Origin of the sequence: Duganella sp. SG902 (assembly GCF_013376005.1) — a bacterium.
Lineage (GTDB): Bacteria > Pseudomonadota > Gammaproteobacteria > Burkholderiales > Burkholderiaceae_D > Rugamonas.
This window is the reverse complement of sequence record NZ_JABMJK010000021.1, coordinates 1-15,067: the sequence shown is the minus strand read 5'-3', so window position 1 is coordinate 15,067 and position 15,067 is coordinate 1. Positions and strand designations below refer to the sequence as shown.

Genomic DNA, 15,067 nt, shown 5'->3' with positions numbered 1-15,067 from the left:
AAGAAAACAAATCACAGCGGTTTGAACGGAGACAATATGCAAGCTTTCGATACCCACGAAGTGCGCAATACTGTTGCGCCGTTTGCGAATATCAACCTGTTCGCGGCCGATCCGGCCCTGCAGGAAGCCTTGCAACGCGAAGGCGCGGGCGCCGCCGCCGCCTCGCTGCACGCGCTGGGCGCCGAGCTGGGCAGGGCGGAAACGCTGGACCTGGCGCGGCTGGCCAATCTCCACCCGCCCAGGTTGCACAACTACGACCGCGAGGGCCATCGCATCGACGAGGTGGAGTTCCATCCGGCCTGGCACAGCCTGATGTCGCTGCTGATCGGCCACGGCACGCACTCGTCGCCATGGCAGGGCGGGCAGGGCGCGCAAGTGGCGCGGGCCGCGCGCTATTTGCTGTTCGGCCAGGTGGAGAACGGTTCGCAGTGCCCGGTCACCATGACCTACGCCTCGGTGCCGGCGCTCCGGCAGGCGCCGCGCATCGCCGCCAAGTGGCTGCCCAAGATCCTGTCCAACGATTACGATCCGCGCTCGCTGCCTGTCGAGCGAAAGAGAAGCGCAATCATCGGCATGGGCATGACCGAGAAGCAGGGCGGTTCCGACGTGCGCGCCAACACCACGCGCGCCGAGCCGGTGCCGGCGGCGGAAGCGCGCGCGATGTTTGGCGAGGAGGGCGAGGAGGTGTTCCGCATCGTCGGCCACAAGTGGTTCTTCTCGGCGCCGCAAAGCGACGCGCACCTGATCCTGGCGCAGACGGACGAGGCGGGCAGCGCCGGCCTGTCGTGCTTTTTCCTGCCGCGCTACCTGCCGAATGGCGAGCGCAACGCGATCCGCGTGCAGCGGCTCAAGGACAAGGTCGGCAACCGCTCGAACGCCTCGTCGGAGGTGGAGTTCGCCGGCGCCTACGGCTGGCTGATCGGCAAACAGGGGCGCGGCATTCCGACCATTCTTGAGATGGGCGGCTACACCCGGCTCGATTGCGTGCTCGGCAGCGCGGGGGCGATGCGCGCCGCGCTGACGCAGGCGCTGCATCACGCGCGCCGCCGGGTGGCGTTCGGCCGTCCGCTGGCAGGGCATCCGCTGATGCAGAACGTGCTGGCCGACCTGGCGCTGGAATCGGAGGCCGCCACCGCGCTGGCGATGCGCCTGGCGCGCTGCTTCGACCAGATCGATGATCCGGCGCAGGCGATGCTGGCGCGCGTGCTGACACCGGCCGCCAAATACTGGGTCTGCAAGCGCGGCCCCGGCTTTGGCGCCGAGGCGATGGAAGTCATCGGCGGCAGCGGCTACGTGGAGGACAGCCCGCTGGCGCGGCTGTACCGCGAGCTGCCGGTCAACTCGATCTGGGAGGGCTCGGGCAATGTGATGTGCCTAGACCTGTTGCGCGCGCTGTCCAAGTCGCCGGAGGCGCGCGAGGCGTTGGCGGCCGAACTGGCGCTGGCCGGCAACGCCGACACCTTCTTCGTGGCCTACAAGACCACCTTGCTGGCCGACCTGGCGCAACAGCAGCAGCCGGACGAGTTCGGCGCCCGCGTGCGCGCCGAGCGGGTGGTGCTGGCGGTGCAGGCGGCGCTGCTGCTGCGCCACGCGCCGGAGTATGTGTCGTCGGCGTTCGTGGCCTCGCGCCTCAAGCGTGAGCCGGGCGGGGCCTACGGCCGCCTGCCGTCGGGCGTGGATTGCGACGCCATCCTGGCGCGGGCGCTGGTCGAGTCAGTATAATGCGGGCTACCGCCGCCTAAAAAAGAGCACACATCCAATGAAACAAGATCCGCGTTTTCCTAACCTGTTCATCACCAACCACCCGCTGATCCAGCACAAGCTGAGCCACATGCGCGCCAAGGACACGTCGACCCGTACCTTCCGCGACTTGCTCAAGGAAATCACGCTGCTGATGGGTTACGAGATCACGCGCGACCTGCCGCTGACGACCCGCACCGTGGAAACGCCGCTGATGACCATCGACGCGCCGGTGATCGCCGGCCGCAAGCTGGCCATCGTGCCGATCCTGCGTGCCGGCATCGGCATGAGCGACGGTCTGCTGGACCTGGTGCCGTCGGCGCGCGTGGGCCACATCGGCGTGTTCCGCGACCCGCAAACCCACCAGCCGGTGGAGTACATGGTGCGCCTGCCGGACACCGCCGAACGCACCTTCATCCTGTGCGACCCGATGGTGGCCACCGGCAATTCGGCGGTGCACGCGGTGGACGTGCTGAAGAAGCGCGGCGTCACCGACGAGCAAATCATCTTCCTGGCGCTGGTGGCCGCGCCTGAGGGCATCGAAGTGTTCCAGAAGTCGCACCCGAACGTGAAGATTTACTGCGCGTCGCTCGATTCGCACCTGAACGATCACGCCTACATCATGCCGGGCCTGGGCGACGCGGGCGACCGCATTTTCGGCACCAAATAAGATGGCGACGCCGGTCGATCCCGATTTCCGCGCCCGCCTGGCGGCCCTGAACGACAAGTTCGCCGCCACCGTGCCGGGCACGCTCGACAAGATCCGCGCGGCGCTGGCGCGCTGCGCGGCGGACGGCGCGCAGCCGTCGCAGGACGCGCTGCACCAGCTGCACGAAGTGCTGCACGGCGTGGCCGGATCGGCCGGCACCTTCGGTTTCACGGTGTTCGGCCAGGAATCGCGCCGCATCGAGCAGATGGTGCGGGGTGTGATGGCGGGCCAGGCCGAGTGGGCGCCAGTGGTGCCCGAAGTGGAAAAACTGCTGGCCTGGGCCGCCCGTGACGCCAAGGCCAGCCATTACGATTGATCCGTGATCAAACGCGCGCTTGATCTAGCTCAAAGCATGTACGATTTCGTTGTCTATCATGACACTTACGCCCGGCTCCGAGGGGTTTCTACCAAAAAAAGCGCGGCTTTGCATTTATTTTCGTGAAAACGTGCTTTTCTCTCGTAAATGGGTATAATGCGGGATCGTTTAGATTCAAGAGTAGTACAGTTTGTCTTTCTTGCCTCAAAAACGATATCACGGGCGCAAGCCCAAATTAACTGAAATAGGAATTGTAATGGCAACTGGTATCGTAAAATGGTTCAATGATTCGAAGGGTTTCGGCTTTATCACCCCTGACGAAGGCGGCGAAGATCTGTTCGCTCACTTCTCGGCGATTCAGACCGCAGGCTTCAAATCGCTGCAAGAGAACCAACGCGTTTCTTTCGAAGTAACCGCCGGCCCTAAAGGCAAGCAAGCTTCGAACATTCAGCCTCTGTAATACGCTGGATCTAACGATCAAGAAATCCTCGGTAACCGAGGATTTTTTTTTGCCTGTCGCTTTTCACTTTCCCGACTTGCGCCAGTAATCCGGCTGGGCGTAGGTGTGGCGCAGGAAGTCCACGAACGCGCGGATGCGCAGCGGCAGGTGGCGGCGCTGCGCGAACACCGCGTAGATGTCGTTGCCCGGCGCCGCGTAGCTATCGAGCACGGTTTGCAGCCGGCCTTCCGCAAGCGCGCTGCCCACTTCCCACATCGAACGCCACGCCAGCCCCTTGCCGGCCAGCGCCCACTCGTGCAGCACCTGGCCGTCGTTGCAGGCCATGTTGCCGTTGACCTTCAAGACCACGTTTTTTCCATCCTCGCGGAAAGTCCAGCCGCGCTGGCTGCCTTCGCTGCTGATCGCCAGGCAGTTGTGCTTGCCCAGATCGGCCAGCGTTTCCGGCACGCCATGGCGCTTGAGGTAGGCCGGCGAGCCCACCACCACGCGTTCGTTGTCGGCCAGCTTGACGCTGACCAGGCTGGAATCCGACAGGCTGGCGATGCGGATCGCCACGTCGATGCCCTCGCCAACGATGTCGACCACGCGGTCGCTCATGTTCAGCGTGGCGGTAACGTCGCGGTGCTCGGCCAGGAAGGAGGGCAGCAGCGGCGCCACGTGCTGGCGGCCGAAACCGGCCGGCGCCGAGATCATCAGGTGACCTGTGGCGTGCGCGCTACGTTCCGACACCGCCGATTCGGCTTCCTCCAGCTCGGCCAGGATGCGCTGGCAATCCTCCAGGAAGGCCGCGCCCTCGTCGGTCAGCGCCAGTTTGCGGGTGGTGCGCTGCAGCAGCTTGACGCCCAGACGGGCCTCCAGCGCATCGAGCCGGCGTCCTATCATCGCCGGGGCGATGCCCTCGGCACGGGCGGCGGCCGACAGGCTGCCCCGCGCGACGACCTCTACAAAAGTGGATATCTGTCTGAATTGCCCCATGAAAACCGGTCCCCGTCACTTTTTACAAAAACGCATAGATGAAGTGATATTTAGTCTTGTTTGCATAACTTACGAGTGAATATACTGTAAAACAATTCAGCTTGTAACTGAGTCCACACACTAAAAACGCCGCACTGCAACAAGCATATAATTAAGCCGATTCGTTACTATTTTTTTACGGAGACCTCTCATGACGCAATCCACCCTGACCCTGCCAGCAGGCATGCAAATCACCGGCGAGATCAAGCCCGGCTACGAAACCATCCTGACGCCGGAGGCGCTGTCGCTGGTGGCCAAGCTGAGCCGCGAATTCGAAGCGCGCCGTCAACAGCTGCTGGCCGTGCGCGTGGAGCGCGCCAAGCGCCTGGACGCCGGCGAGCGCCCGGATTTCCTGCCCGAGACCGCCCACATCCGCAACGGCGACTGGAAAATCGCGCCGATCCCGAAGGCGCTGGAATGCCGCCGCGTGGAAATCACCGGTCCGGTCGAGCGCAAGATGGTCATCAACGCCCTGAACTCGGGCGCGGACAGCTACATGACCGACTTCGAAGACTCCAACTCGCCCAACTGGGACAACCAGATCAGCGGCCAGATCAACATGAAGGACGCGGTGCGCGGCACCATCGCGCTGGAACAGAATGGCAAGTCGTACAAGCTGAACGACAAGGTCGCCACGCTGGTGGTGCGGCCGCGCGGCTGGCACCTGGATGAGAAGCACGTGCTGGTCGATGGCAAGCGCGTCTCGGGCGGCATCTTCGACTTCGCGCTGTTCATGTTCCACAACGCCAAGGAGCAACTGGCGCGCGGCGCCGGCCCGTACTTCTACCTGCCGAAAATGGAATCGCACCTGGAAGCGCGCCTGTGGAACGACATCTTCGTGATGACGCAAAACGAGCTGGGTCTGCCGCAGGGCACCATCAAGGCCACCGTGCTGATCGAAACCATCCTGGCCGCGTTCGAGATGGACGAGATCCTGTACGAACTGCGCGAGCACAGCTCGGGCCTGAACGCCGGCCGCTGGGACTACATCTTCTCGTGCATCAAGAAATTCAAGCTGGACAAGGATTTCTGCCTGGCCGACCGCGCTAAGGTCACCATGACCGCGCCCTTCATGCGCGCCTACGCCTTGCTGCTGCTGAAAACCTGCCACAAGCGCAACGCCCCGGCCATCGGCGGCATGGCCGCGCTGATCCCGATCAAGAACGATCCGGAAAAGAACGAGATCGCCATGGGCGGCGTGCGCAACGACAAGGCGCGCGACGCCACCGACGGCTACGATGGCGGCTGGGTGGCCCACCCGGGCCTGGTCGACCTGGCCATGGCCGAGTTCAAGAAAGTGCTGGGCGATAAGCCGAACCAGATCGACAAGCAACGGCTGGACGTGGAAGTGCACGCCGAGCAGCTGTTGGACTTCAAGCCTGAAACCCCGATCACCGAGGCCGGCCTGCGCTACAACATCAACGTTGGCATCCACTACCTGGGCAGCTGGCTGAACGGCAACGGCTGCGTGCCGATCCACAACCTGATGGAAGACGCCGCCACCGCCGAGATCAGCCGTTCGCAAGTGTGGCAGTGGATCCGCTCGACCAAGGGCGTGCTGGAAGACGGCCGCAAGGTCACGGCCGACATGGTGCGCGCGATGATTCCGGAGGAGCTGGCCAAGGTGCAGGCCACCGCGCCGGACGGCAACACCCCGGCCTATCCGCGCGCGGCGCAGATCTTCGAACAGATGTCGACCTCGGAAGCGTTCGAGGAATTCCTGACGCTGCCGCTGTACGAGGAAATCTAAGCCTTAGAAGTCATTCTTCCATAACCGCAGCGCGGTGAAGGTCGCCAGCGGCGTGTCGATGCGATCGAGACGCCCGGCCTTCACCAGCTGCGCCGCAATGGCCGGCTCGCGATAACGCAGGAAGGGATTGGTCGCCTTCTCGATCGCGATGGTGCTCGGCACCGTGGGCACGTCGTGCTCGCGCTTATCGGTTTCCACCTTCACGCGCTCCTGCAGCGCCACATTGTCCGGATCCACCACGCGCGCGAAGCGCAGGTTGGACAGCGTGTACTCGTGCGCGCAAAATACCTTGGTGTCGTCGGCCAGCGCGGTCAGCTTGCCGAGCGAACTGATCATCTGCGCCGGCGTGCCTTCGAACAGGCGTCCGCAACCGCCGGCGAACAGCGTGTCGCCGCAGAACAGCCAGGCCGGTTCCTCGCCGTCGGCCTCGCGCACATAGGCGATGTGGCCCATGGTGTGGCCGGGCACGTCCAGCACCGACAGCTTCAGCGCCAGGCCGGGCACGTCGATCAGCTTGCCTTCGCCGACCGGCAGGGTCACGGCGGCGATGGTTTCATTGCGCGGGCCAAAAACAGGAACCTGATAATGCTGTAATAATTCAGGGACGCCGCCGATATGGTCAGCATGGTGGTGGGTGAGTAGAATGGCGGTGAGCTTGAGTCCATTGGCTTTGAGGGCCGCCAGTATCGGTTTGGCATCGCCGGGGTCGACCACCGCGGCATGTGTGCCATCATGTATCAACCAGAGATAATTGTCGCGGAACGCCGGTACCGTTAAAACACTAAGAGCTTGATTAGAAGATATGGTCATTGGATCGCAAAAGGCTAAGCATGGATAAGGCGGGGTCGGAGAAATCCATTATAGCGCTGGAAGGCTGGCTGCAAACGCCCGCCGGTGTGTACATGCGTGCGTGGGAACAAAGCTGTCTCGATAATTTAACAGCCGACATCTTCGGCTACAACGCGGTGCAGATCGGCATGCCTGAAATCGACGCGCTGGCCGCCAGCCGCATGCCGTACAAACTGCTGGCCGACCGCAAGACCCGGGCCGCGCGCGAGGACCGGCGCAGCGTCGACCTCACGCTCGATTACACCGAACTGCCGTTCGCTTCGCAAAGCATCGACCTGGTGGTGTTGCCGCACGTGCTGGAATTTTCCACCGACCCGCACCAGGTGCTGCGCGAGGTCGAGCGTGTGCTGATCCCGGAGGGGCAGGTCGTCATCTGCGGCTTCAACCCGGCCAGCCTGTGGGGGGCGCGCCACGTGCTGCGGCGCGTCGGCGGCACCTCCTTCCTGCCGCGCACCGAGGAGCTGATTTCTATGCCGCGCATGAAGGATTGGTTAAAATTGCTGAATATGAGCGCCAGCCAGAGCCACTTCGGCTGCTACGCGCCGGCCTGCCGCACAGAAAAGTGGCTGCAGCGCTACGCCTTCATGGATAATGCCGGCTCGCGCTGGTGGCCATACTTCGGCGGCGTCTACATCATACAAGCGGTCAAGCGCGTGAAAGGCATGCGCTTGATCGGTCCGGCATGGACCAGGAAAACGGCAGCGGCCCCGGTGGGCGTGCCGGTAACGAACAAAAGAAGAGAGCGGCAGGATGGATAAGGTTGAAATTTTTACCGACGGCGCATGCAAGGGCAATCCCGGCCTGGGCGGTTGGGGCGCGTTGCTGGTGGCGGGCGAGGCCGAGAAGGAGATCTTCGGCGGCGCGCGCGACACCACCAACAACCGCATGGAGCTGCAGGCGGTGATCGAGGCGCTGAGCGCGCTGAAGCGGCCGTGCACGGTGGTGCTGCACACCGACAGCCAGTACGTCCAGAAAGGCATCAGCGAGTGGATCCACGGCTGGAAGGCGCGCGGCTGGAAGACCTCGACCAAGGAGCCGGTCAAGAACGAGGACCTGTGGAAGGCGCTCGACGCGGTGCAGCAAATGCACACTGTGGAATGGCGCTGGGTGCGCGGCCACAATGGTCATCCTGGCAACGAACGGGCTGACATGCTGGCCAACCGCGGCGTGGAAGTGGCGCGCGGGCGCTGATATACTGCGCTCTGCAATTAATTTCGGAATACTATGCGCCAAATCGTCCTCGATACCGAAACCACCGGTATCAACCCCAAGCTGGGCAACCGCATCCTGGAGATCGGCTGCGTCGAGCTGAACAACCGCATGCTGACGGGGAACAATCTCCACTTCTACATCAATCCGGAACGCGACTCGGAAGAGGGCGCGCTGAACGTCCACGGCCTGACCACCGAGTTCCTGAGCGACAAGCCGAAGTTCCATGAGATCGTCGACCAGCTGCGCGAGTATGTCCGGGGCGCCGAAGTCATCATCCACAACGCGCCGTTCGACCTGGGCTTCCTGAACCACGAATTCAAGCTGCTCAACCTGCCGGACTTCACCGAGCACATCGGCGGCGTGATCGACACCCTGGTGCAGGCCAAGGAACTGCATCCAGGCAAGCGCAACTCGCTGGACGCGCTGTGCGACCGCTACGGCATCTCCAACTCGCACCGCAAGCTGCACGGCGCGCTGCTGGACGCGGAACTGCTGGCCGACGTCTACCTCGCCATGACCCGTGGCCAGAACACCCTGGGCATGGACGTGGAGGAGGAAGTGGTCAACATCGGCGAGCTGCTGGAGCCGGTGGCCATGGCCGACATCATCTTCGTGCCGGCCTCCGAGGAGGAACTGGCCGCCCACGCCGAGACGCTGGCGGGGCTGGACAAGGCGGTCAAGGGCCAGTGCATCTGGACCGCCTCGCTGAATCCACCGGCCCCGCCGGCGGCTTAGTCCTTGCCCGGCATGGCCGACGAGTGGTGGCTGGTGATCAGCCACTGCTTGCCATCCCACTTATAGGTGTAGGTGAAGCGCGCCTTCACTTCCTTGCCATCCGCGAACTTGAAGGTGTACAGGCCGGCGTCGACGGCGGTGTTGCAGTCCAGTTCGATGGTGCGGCTGTCGATGCTGCCGACCGGCTTGCCGGCCAGGAAGTGCACGAAGTAGTCGCGCTTTTCCTCCGGCGTCAGGCGCGGCTTGTTCGACACGGTGGCCAGCAGCACCGACTTGGTGGCGTAGTTGGCCACCACCTTGTCGGGATTCCCGGTTTGCAGCGACGCGTTCCAGCGGTCGAACAGGCCGGCGATCTCTTTCTCCGACGATGGGTGGCAGGTCTCGGTGTTGGCCGCGTGGACATTGGCGGCCAGCAGGGCGCAGGCGACAGGCAACAGGCTCAGGTAACGCATATTTTTCCTTTGGTATAGTTGAAGTTGAAAGAACAAGGGTCGGGCTTAGCCGCCGTGATACAGCGGGTTGGGCGACACGTAGACGCGGACGCGATGGGTGTCGATGTCGGCCGGCGCGATCTTCGACAGCGGGAAGCTGTCGCTCGCGCGCAGCGTGTCGAAGTGCCAGCTGAACGATTTATCGCCGACCACAAACTTCACCGTCTCGCCCTGGTTGACGTTGACGTGCTTGGTCTTGGGCAGGACGTTGATCACGCGCGCGGCGGCGCTGGCCGTGGCGGCGCTGCCGTTGACGTGGGTCTTGTTGGCCGCCGAGGCGCTGAATGGCAGGACGATGGCGATGGCTGCGATGGTCAGGAATTGCTTCATTAAATTACGATCTCCACAAAAAATTAAGGGTTTCAGGTCGCACATGGATCGGTGGTCGATGGCGATGAGTGAAGTATGGAGATGTCGCGATGAGCCGGAATCGGCTGGACGGCGGATTTTTTCTATGCTGATTGGCATATAATCCGCTCAACAGGAAAATCCCATGACCGACACCACGACCCCGACATCCCCCCACGGCAACGCCCGCAGCGCCCGCGTTCGCTATCGCCACAACGAGGGCAGCGCCGCCCGCCTGCGCCTGCTGACCGCCGCCGCCGAGGTGCTGGCCGAGGAAGGCCACGGCGAGGCCGCCATGCAATCCATCCTGGGAAAGGCGCTGTCCTTCCTGTCGCTGGAGGAGGGCCTGCTGCTTCACGTCCATACCGACGGACTGCACGTGGTCGCATCGCAAGGACCGGTGGCGCCTGTCGGCGCGCGCCTGCCGGCCACCGGCGCGCTGCATGAGGCCCTGCAGGAGAACGCGCTGCCGCTGATACAGCAAGACATCCACAGCCGGCTGCGGGTGGGGCGCGACAAGACGGTCGGGCTGGAGGTGCTGGTGCCCTTGCGCTTCCACGGCCGGAGCGCCGGGCTGCTGGCCATGATGAGCGCGCGCCCGGCGGCGCCGCCTAACGCCGACGACCTGAGCGTGCTGCAGGTGCTGGGCACCATCCTGGCGACGGCGCACCAGGCCGCCAGCAAGCCGACCGTGCGCGCGGCCGCCACCGCCTCTGCCGCCAAGTTGAAGCAACTGACCTCGCGCGAGCTGCAAGTGTTCGCCATGATGCCGCGCGGGCTGACCAACGCGGCGATGGCGGAGGAACTGGGCATCGCCGCCGGCACCGTCAAGGTGCATATCGAACGCATCCTGCACAAGCTCGACCTGCGTGACCGCACGCAGGCGGCGGTGTACGCGGTCGACTACGGGTTCGGCGGATGAGGCGGGCCGCCCTGTACTGGCGGAACTGGTCGCTGACGGTCAAGGTCACCGTGATCGTCATGGCGGCCCTGGCCACGTTCGTCGGCTCGGTGGCGACCAGCTACAAGCTCGAGCGGCAGACCGCCGACGCCATGACCGAAATGCAGCGCACGCTGCAGGTGCAGCGCGACATCCAGCTGCTGCACGCGCTGATCGCCGAATCCGCCACCGGCGTGCGCGGCTATCTGCTGACGGGCGTGGACGACTTCCTCAATCCCTACCGCGCGGCGCAGGTCAAGCTGCCGGCGGCGATGGACGACCTGCAACAGAACGTGCGCGATCCGGAACAGCTGGCGCGGCTGAACGTGTTGCTGCCGCTGGTGCGGCAAAAGCTGGCCGGGCTGGAAGCGCTGCGCCAGCAATATCACGGCGATCCCGAGGCGTTGCGCGCCAGCCTGCTGGCCGGGCGGCAGATCCTCAATCAACTGCGCGACGGGATCGGCGCCATGAACGCGCGCGAGTCGATGCTGGTCGTGCAGCGCACCGCCGCCGTCCAGGAGGCGCTGCGCCGCAACGTCTTCATGAACCTGGCCACCATCGTGATCGGACTGGCCGGCGTGCTGGCCATGCTGTTGTTCACGCTGCGCGTGGTGCGGCGGGTGCGCGTGTCGGCCGAGAACGCCGAACGGTTGGTGAACGACCAGCCGCTGCTGGCGACCGGCGTGGCCAGCGACGAGCTGGGATTGCTGGCCGACCGTCTGCATCACGCCAGCGTGCTGCTGGCCAGGCGCGCCACCGCCGCGCAGGCGGCCAGCGTGGCCAAATCCGAATTCCTGTCGCGCACCAGTCATGAGCTGCGCACGCCGCTGAACGCGATCCTGGGTTTCGCGCAATTGCTCGAGGATGACCTTGCCGCCGGCCAGAACCGCCAGCATGCGCAGCACATCGCGCGCGCCGGCAAACATTTGCTGTCGCTGATCGACGACGTGCTGGACCTGGCCCGCGTCGAGGCCGGGCAACTGACGATCACGGCGGCGCCGGTGCGGGTGGCGCCCGTGCTGCGCGAGGCGCTGGCCTTGCTGCAGCCGCTGGCGGTCCAGCATCAGATCAAGCTGCCGGCGCTGGTTGACGACGGCGGGCTGGCGGTGGTCGCCGACCGCCAGCGCCTGACGCAAATCATGCTGAACCTGCTCTCCAATGCCATCAAATACAACCGCGCCGGCGGCGAAGTGCGCATTGCCGTCAGCGGGCGGGACGAACAGGTCGCCATCGCCATCGCGGACGAGGGCGATGGCATCGAGGCCGGACTGCTGGAACGCCTGTTCACCCCGTTCGACCGCTTGGGAGCCGAGCGCGGCAAGACCGAGGGCGTGGGCCTGGGGTTGGCCGTATCCCGTTCGCTGGCCGAGGCCATGGGCGGCAGCCTGGCGGCCGACAGCACGGCGGGCAAGGGCAGCGTGTTCACCGTCCAACTGCCGCGTGCGACGCTGGCGGCGCAGGAACTGGCGCCAGCTCAGGATGCACAAGCGGTCGCATCCACCGCGCCAGCCGCCGACATGCCGACCATACTGTGCATCGACAGCGACGCGTCCAGCCTGGCGCTGATGGAAACGCTGATGGCCCGCCGCCCCGGTTGGCGCTTTGTGGCCGCGCGCAGCGTGGCCGACGGCTGGGCGCAGGCCGCGTCGCGCGTGCCGGATGTGCTGCTGCTGGACGCGCAATTGGCGGATCCCGCCACGCTGGCGCGACTGCGCGCTGACGCCGCGTTGTCGGCCGTGCCGCTGGTGTTGCTGGGCGGTGATGGTGCTCCAGCGGCGGCCGGCATGCACTTGAAAAAGCCGCTCGACCTGCGGGAGTTTTTCGCTTTACTCGATAGGATAAACAAATGAACGAAGATGATTTGCTTTCGTCGCGCGTGCTGATCATCGACGACCAGCCGGCCAACCTGCGCTTGCTGGAAGACCTGCTGACGCGCGAAGGGCTGACCCACGTGGTCGGCACCACCGACGCGCAAAAAGCCCTCGACCTGTACGCGGCGTTCGACCCCGACCTGATCATCCTGGACCTGATGATGCCGGAACTCGACGGCTATGCGGTGCTAGAGCACCTGAAGCGGCGCGGCGACCCGTTCGACTACCGGCCGGTGCTGGTGGTGACCGCCGACGCCACCAGCGAGTCGAAGCGGCGCGCGCTCTCACTGGGCGCGCGCGACTTCCTCACCAAACCGTTCGACACGATCGAAGCCATGCTGCGCGTGTGGAACCTGCTGGAAACGCGGGCGCTGTACAAGCGCTTGCAAGCGCTGTCGCCGAGCGCGCCGCTGATGGTGCTGCCCTACAGCACCGGCAAGTCGCGAGCGGAAGAGGGGGATTAGCAGATTTACCCTTGCGTTTGTCTGGGAGGCGGTCTATAATGCTCGCACTCAACGGGAGGTTAGCTCAGGGGTAGAGCACTGCATTCACACTGCAGGGGTCGCAAGTTCGAAACTTGCACTTCCCACCAGAATTCGCAAGAAAATCAATGGCCTACACAGATGTGTAGGCTTTTTGCGTTTTGGGAGGATGACAAAAGTATGACAAAGTGTGGCGGACCTACGCGGACGTCAGCGGACGAAACGTTGCGTTCCAGCGCATCAAAATGGATTACTTTTGTTTGTAAATCCCTGTAGCGAGCTGGCTAATACTGCAATGCTGAAGCGTTCGCGATAGTCCGATTTATTTGTCACGCGACAATTTGATCTGATGAGAAAGCCACGATTGAATCTCTTGATGGATCCAGCGTGGTGCGCGAGTAAGCAGCGGAACGGGCGGAGGAAATTCGCCACGCTGAACCGCGTCGTAGACACTGGTTCGTCCCAGTCCGCAGATCTTCATGACTTCCTTCAAATGCAGCATGCGAATTTCAGTAGCGTCGGTTGCTCGACGTATTGTGTGGCGACGTTCATTAGTCGTGGAAGGGGAACTGTTGGCGTTCATGGCTGTCTTTGCGAATTGCGATCTGTGAGGCGACCTTAATGGGCACGTTTTGCGGCGCCGCACGGAAATGCAAAATGTTGCTGATGACGGTTCTACATGATCCCCAGTTTGACTTAAGCTTTTGCCACGCGCATTGCATTAGATCAGTTCACATTCAATAACGTCGCGGTGCGACCACTGCGATTTTGCGAACAAGCCTTTGCCGTTTGGGGTTCCGCGCGCAGGTAGTGCCCGACAGACCGTGGCAACTGGCGGCCAGCAAGAAGGCGCGTATCGAGGTTGAATACTCGGCGCGCGGCGCCTTCACCGGCAACCGCATCCAGCTTGGCTGGCAGCCTGTATCATTGATTCCCGAAGCCGTGGCGCTGGCGCGCAAGTCGGGGGTGGCCGTGGTGTTTGTGAACCAGGTCACGGGTGAAGAAATGGACCGCGACAACTACGCGCTGCCGGGCGACCAGGATGCGCTGGTGGAAGCCGTCGCCGCCGCCAATCCGAATACGGTAGTGGTGCTGAATACGGGCGGTGCGGTGAGAATGCCGTGGCTGTCCCGAGTGAAAGGCGTGGTGCAGATGTGGTATCCCGGCTCCGCAGCCGGTACCGGCATCGCCAGCGTACTGTTTGGCGATGCTGAACCGGGCGGCCGCCTGCCAGTATCGTTCCTGGCCGACGAAAGCCAGGGCGTCCGTCCATATCGCGGCGGTGGCACGGTGCGCTACGACGAAGGTGTGATGGTCGGCTACCGTTACCTGCAGCAGCAGGGCCAGAAGCCGCTGTTCCCGTTCGGTTACGGCTTGTCCTACACCACTTACAGCTACAGCGATATCGCGGTGCGCACCGCAGCGCGCGGCGACGAGGCGGCGCAGGTGTCGGTCCGCGTGAAGAATACCGGCGCGCGCGCCGACTCTACCGTGGTGCAGGTCTACAGCGCGCAGGCACCGGCGGTCAAACTGGTGGGCTATGTCCGCGTCCAGTTGGCGCAGGGCGAAGAGCGCGTCGTGACGGTGCCGGTAGAACGCCGCTTGCTATCGACCTGGGACGAGAAGACCTCGCAGTGGCTCGCGCCGAAAGGCAACGTCACCTTGAAGGTAGGCCCGAACAGCGCCGACCTGCCGCTGGCGAAAGAGGTGCAGTTCTAGGACTGGAAGTTCTTGGGTGCTGCGCCAACGCGACACATAGCGCAAAGCGGCTGTAGTGAGTTGGATGAAACGAAGCAGGTCAGCCAGTCATGGCTGACCTTTTTGTTATTGAGGAGACGGCGCGTTTACCAGAGTCCATTTCCGCCCCCAAGCGGACGAAGCAGTGGAGCGGCTTCCTCAGCAGCCGCCTCATCAATTTTCGTCCTTGAACAGCTGAAGATTAGGTCCCCTGCATTCTTCGCTCCTAGGTTCTTTTATGACGTCTTTGTTTCTGGGATCGTTGGTTAGAGCAGCGAAAGTTGAAGGTCAGACGTGATCCAAGTTGCACACGCAGGAATTGTAATGACCCAGTGAATTCCTGCTCAGGTGATAATACTGAAAGGACATCACGTGAGCATGGTTATGGAAGAGGAAGTTAAACGTTGGACTGC

At 63.5% G+C, this 15,067-nt stretch carries 17 protein-coding genes and 1 tRNA gene; 13 read left to right on the top strand and 5 right to left on the bottom strand.

The features are described from left to right. Positions 1-36: 36 nt before the first annotated feature. The 4 genes from FHW83_RS27660 to FHW83_RS27645 all read left to right on the top strand — a co-directional run bounded on the left by FHW83_RS27660 (position 37) and on the right by FHW83_RS27645 (position 3,225). Entirely contained in the window at positions 37-1,722 is a 1,686-nt protein-coding gene (locus FHW83_RS27660; protein ID WP_176649590.1) for an isovaleryl-CoA dehydrogenase, read from the top strand. A gap of 37 nt (positions 1,723-1,759) precedes the next feature. Next, positions 1,760-2,410 carry a uracil phosphoribosyltransferase gene (gene upp, locus FHW83_RS27655; RefSeq protein WP_176649589.1) on the top strand — a complete coding sequence of 217 codons (651 nt, stop codon included), beginning with the start codon at positions 1,760-1,762 and terminating at the stop codon, positions 2,408-2,410. A 1-nt stretch (position 2,411) separates the two neighbouring features. Then, positions 2,412-2,765 carry an Hpt domain-containing protein gene (locus FHW83_RS27650; protein ID WP_176649588.1) on the top strand — a complete coding sequence of 118 codons (354 nt, stop codon included), beginning with the start codon at positions 2,412-2,414 and terminating at the stop codon, positions 2,763-2,765. 256 nt (positions 2,766-3,021) lie between these two features. Then, complete coding sequence (locus FHW83_RS27645) at positions 3,022-3,225, top strand: cold-shock protein (protein WP_093555047.1); 204 nt, start codon at positions 3,022-3,024, stop codon at positions 3,223-3,225. A gap of 63 nt (positions 3,226-3,288) precedes the next feature. On the opposite strand, the gene FHW83_RS27640 is transcribed toward FHW83_RS27645, so the two are convergent. Next, entirely contained in the window at positions 3,289-4,200 is a 912-nt protein-coding gene (locus FHW83_RS27640) for a LysR family transcriptional regulator (RefSeq protein ID WP_176649587.1), read from the bottom strand. A 190-nt stretch (positions 4,201-4,390) separates the two neighbouring features. On the opposite strand from FHW83_RS27640, the gene aceB reads away from it, so the two are divergent. Continuing rightward, positions 4,391-5,989 carry a malate synthase A gene (gene aceB / locus FHW83_RS27635; protein ID WP_176649586.1) on the top strand — a complete coding sequence of 533 codons (1,599 nt, stop codon included), beginning with the start codon at positions 4,391-4,393 and terminating at the stop codon, positions 5,987-5,989. A gap of 3 nt (positions 5,990-5,992) precedes the next feature. Here the strand turns inward: aceB and gloB are convergent, their stop codons facing one another. Continuing rightward, entirely contained in the window at positions 5,993-6,799 is an 807-nt protein-coding gene (gloB, locus tag FHW83_RS27630; protein ID WP_176649585.1) for a hydroxyacylglutathione hydrolase, read from the bottom strand. A 20-nt stretch (positions 6,800-6,819) separates the two neighbouring features. On the opposite strand from gloB, the gene FHW83_RS27625 reads away from it, so the two are divergent. The 3 genes from FHW83_RS27625 to dnaQ are packed head-to-tail and all read left to right on the top strand — an operon-like array spanning position 6,820 to position 8,785. Next, complete coding sequence (locus tag FHW83_RS27625) at positions 6,820-7,596, top strand: class I SAM-dependent methyltransferase (protein ID WP_176649584.1); 777 nt, start codon at positions 6,820-6,822, stop codon at positions 7,594-7,596. Next, positions 7,589-8,029, top strand: coding sequence for a ribonuclease HI (gene rnhA, locus FHW83_RS27620; protein WP_176649583.1), 441 nt, complete (start codon positions 7,589-7,591; stop codon positions 8,027-8,029). Before FHW83_RS27625 ends, rnhA begins: the two co-directional genes overlap by 8 nt. A 33-nt stretch (positions 8,030-8,062) precedes the next feature. After that, positions 8,063-8,785 (top strand): DNA polymerase III subunit epsilon, encoded by a 723-nt coding sequence (dnaQ, locus tag FHW83_RS27615; RefSeq protein ID WP_176649582.1) that lies wholly within the window; start codon positions 8,063-8,065, stop codon positions 8,783-8,785. Here the strand turns inward: dnaQ and FHW83_RS27610 are convergent. Both FHW83_RS27610 and FHW83_RS27605 read right to left on the bottom strand, forming a co-directional pair. Then, positions 8,782-9,237, bottom strand: a complete 456-nt coding sequence (locus tag FHW83_RS27610; RefSeq protein ID WP_176649581.1) for a nuclear transport factor 2 family protein — start codon at positions 9,235-9,237, stop codon at positions 8,782-8,784. The two genes, dnaQ and FHW83_RS27610, sit on opposite strands and share 4 nt — an antisense overlap. 45 nt (positions 9,238-9,282) lie before the next feature. After that, positions 9,283-9,606: a CzcE family metal-binding protein gene (locus tag FHW83_RS27605; protein WP_176649580.1), complete on the bottom strand. Its 324-nt coding sequence runs from the start codon at positions 9,604-9,606 to the stop codon at positions 9,283-9,285. A gap of 163 nt (positions 9,607-9,769) precedes the next feature. Between FHW83_RS27605 and FHW83_RS27600 the strand changes: the two genes are divergently transcribed. From FHW83_RS27600 to FHW83_RS27585, 4 genes are all read left to right on the top strand, one after another. Continuing rightward, the gene (locus tag FHW83_RS27600) at positions 9,770-10,546 is read left to right on the top strand and encodes a LuxR C-terminal-related transcriptional regulator (RefSeq protein ID WP_176649579.1); all 777 of its coding nucleotides are present in this window, start codon (positions 9,770-9,772) and stop codon (positions 10,544-10,546) included. Then, entirely contained in the window at positions 10,543-12,414 is a 1,872-nt protein-coding gene (locus FHW83_RS27595; protein ID WP_176649578.1) for an ATP-binding protein, read from the top strand. Before FHW83_RS27600 ends, FHW83_RS27595 begins: the two co-directional genes overlap by 4 nt. Next, positions 12,411-12,899 (top strand): response regulator, encoded by a 489-nt coding sequence (locus FHW83_RS27590; RefSeq protein ID WP_176649577.1) that lies wholly within the window; start codon positions 12,411-12,413, stop codon positions 12,897-12,899. The genes FHW83_RS27595 and FHW83_RS27590 overlap by 4 nt, the downstream gene beginning before the upstream one ends. A 53-nt stretch (positions 12,900-12,952) precedes the next feature. After that, positions 12,953-13,027, top strand: a tRNA-Val gene (locus FHW83_RS27585). Between the two features lie 212 nt (positions 13,028-13,239). On the opposite strand, the gene FHW83_RS30985 is transcribed toward FHW83_RS27585, so the two are convergent. Further along, positions 13,240-13,419: an AlpA family transcriptional regulator gene (locus FHW83_RS30985; RefSeq protein WP_255490548.1), complete on the bottom strand. Its 180-nt coding sequence runs from the start codon at positions 13,417-13,419 to the stop codon at positions 13,240-13,242. Positions 13,420-13,727: 308 nt separating this feature from the next. Between FHW83_RS30985 and FHW83_RS27575 the strand changes: the two genes are divergently transcribed. Continuing rightward, positions 13,728-14,636 carry a glycoside hydrolase family 3 C-terminal domain-containing protein gene (locus tag FHW83_RS27575; protein WP_176649575.1) on the top strand — a complete coding sequence of 303 codons (909 nt, stop codon included), beginning with the start codon at positions 13,728-13,730 and terminating at the stop codon, positions 14,634-14,636. The last annotated feature ends 431 nt before the right edge of the window (positions 14,637-15,067 follow it).

Bases quoted from the DNA above. Each gene is read 5' to 3' on its own strand.
- FHW83_RS27660 (WP_176649590.1), top strand. From the start codon at position 37: ATGCAAGCTTTCGATACCCACGAAGTGCGCAATACTGTTGCGCCGTTT.
- upp (WP_176649589.1), top strand. From the start codon at position 1,760: ATGAAACAAGATCCGCGTTTTCCTAACCTGTTCATCACCAACCACCCG.
- FHW83_RS27650 (WP_176649588.1), top strand. From the start codon at position 2,412: ATGGCGACGCCGGTCGATCCCGATTTCCGCGCCCGCCTGGCGGCCCTG.
- FHW83_RS27645 (WP_093555047.1), top strand. From the start codon at position 3,022: ATGGCAACTGGTATCGTAAAATGGTTCAATGATTCGAAGGGTTTCGGC.
- FHW83_RS27640 (WP_176649587.1), bottom strand. From the start codon at position 4,200: ATGGGGCAATTCAGACAGATATCCACTTTTGTAGAGGTCGTCGCGCGG.
- aceB (WP_176649586.1), top strand. From the start codon at position 4,391: ATGACGCAATCCACCCTGACCCTGCCAGCAGGCATGCAAATCACCGGC.
- gloB (WP_176649585.1), bottom strand. From the start codon at position 6,799: ATGACCATATCTTCTAATCAAGCTCTTAGTGTTTTAACGGTACCGGCG.
- FHW83_RS27625 (WP_176649584.1), top strand. From the start codon at position 6,820: ATGGATAAGGCGGGGTCGGAGAAATCCATTATAGCGCTGGAAGGCTGG.
- rnhA (WP_176649583.1), top strand. From the start codon at position 7,589: ATGGATAAGGTTGAAATTTTTACCGACGGCGCATGCAAGGGCAATCCC.
- dnaQ (WP_176649582.1), top strand. From the start codon at position 8,063: ATGCGCCAAATCGTCCTCGATACCGAAACCACCGGTATCAACCCCAAG.
- FHW83_RS27610 (WP_176649581.1), bottom strand. From the start codon at position 9,237: ATGCGTTACCTGAGCCTGTTGCCTGTCGCCTGCGCCCTGCTGGCCGCC.
- FHW83_RS27605 (WP_176649580.1), bottom strand. From the start codon at position 9,606: ATGAAGCAATTCCTGACCATCGCAGCCATCGCCATCGTCCTGCCATTC.
- FHW83_RS27600 (WP_176649579.1), top strand. From the start codon at position 9,770: ATGACCGACACCACGACCCCGACATCCCCCCACGGCAACGCCCGCAGC.
- FHW83_RS27595 (WP_176649578.1), top strand. From the start codon at position 10,543: ATGAGGCGGGCCGCCCTGTACTGGCGGAACTGGTCGCTGACGGTCAAG.
- FHW83_RS27590 (WP_176649577.1), top strand. From the start codon at position 12,411: ATGAACGAAGATGATTTGCTTTCGTCGCGCGTGCTGATCATCGACGAC.
- FHW83_RS30985 (WP_255490548.1), bottom strand. From the start codon at position 13,419: ATGCTGCATTTGAAGGAAGTCATGAAGATCTGCGGACTGGGACGAACC.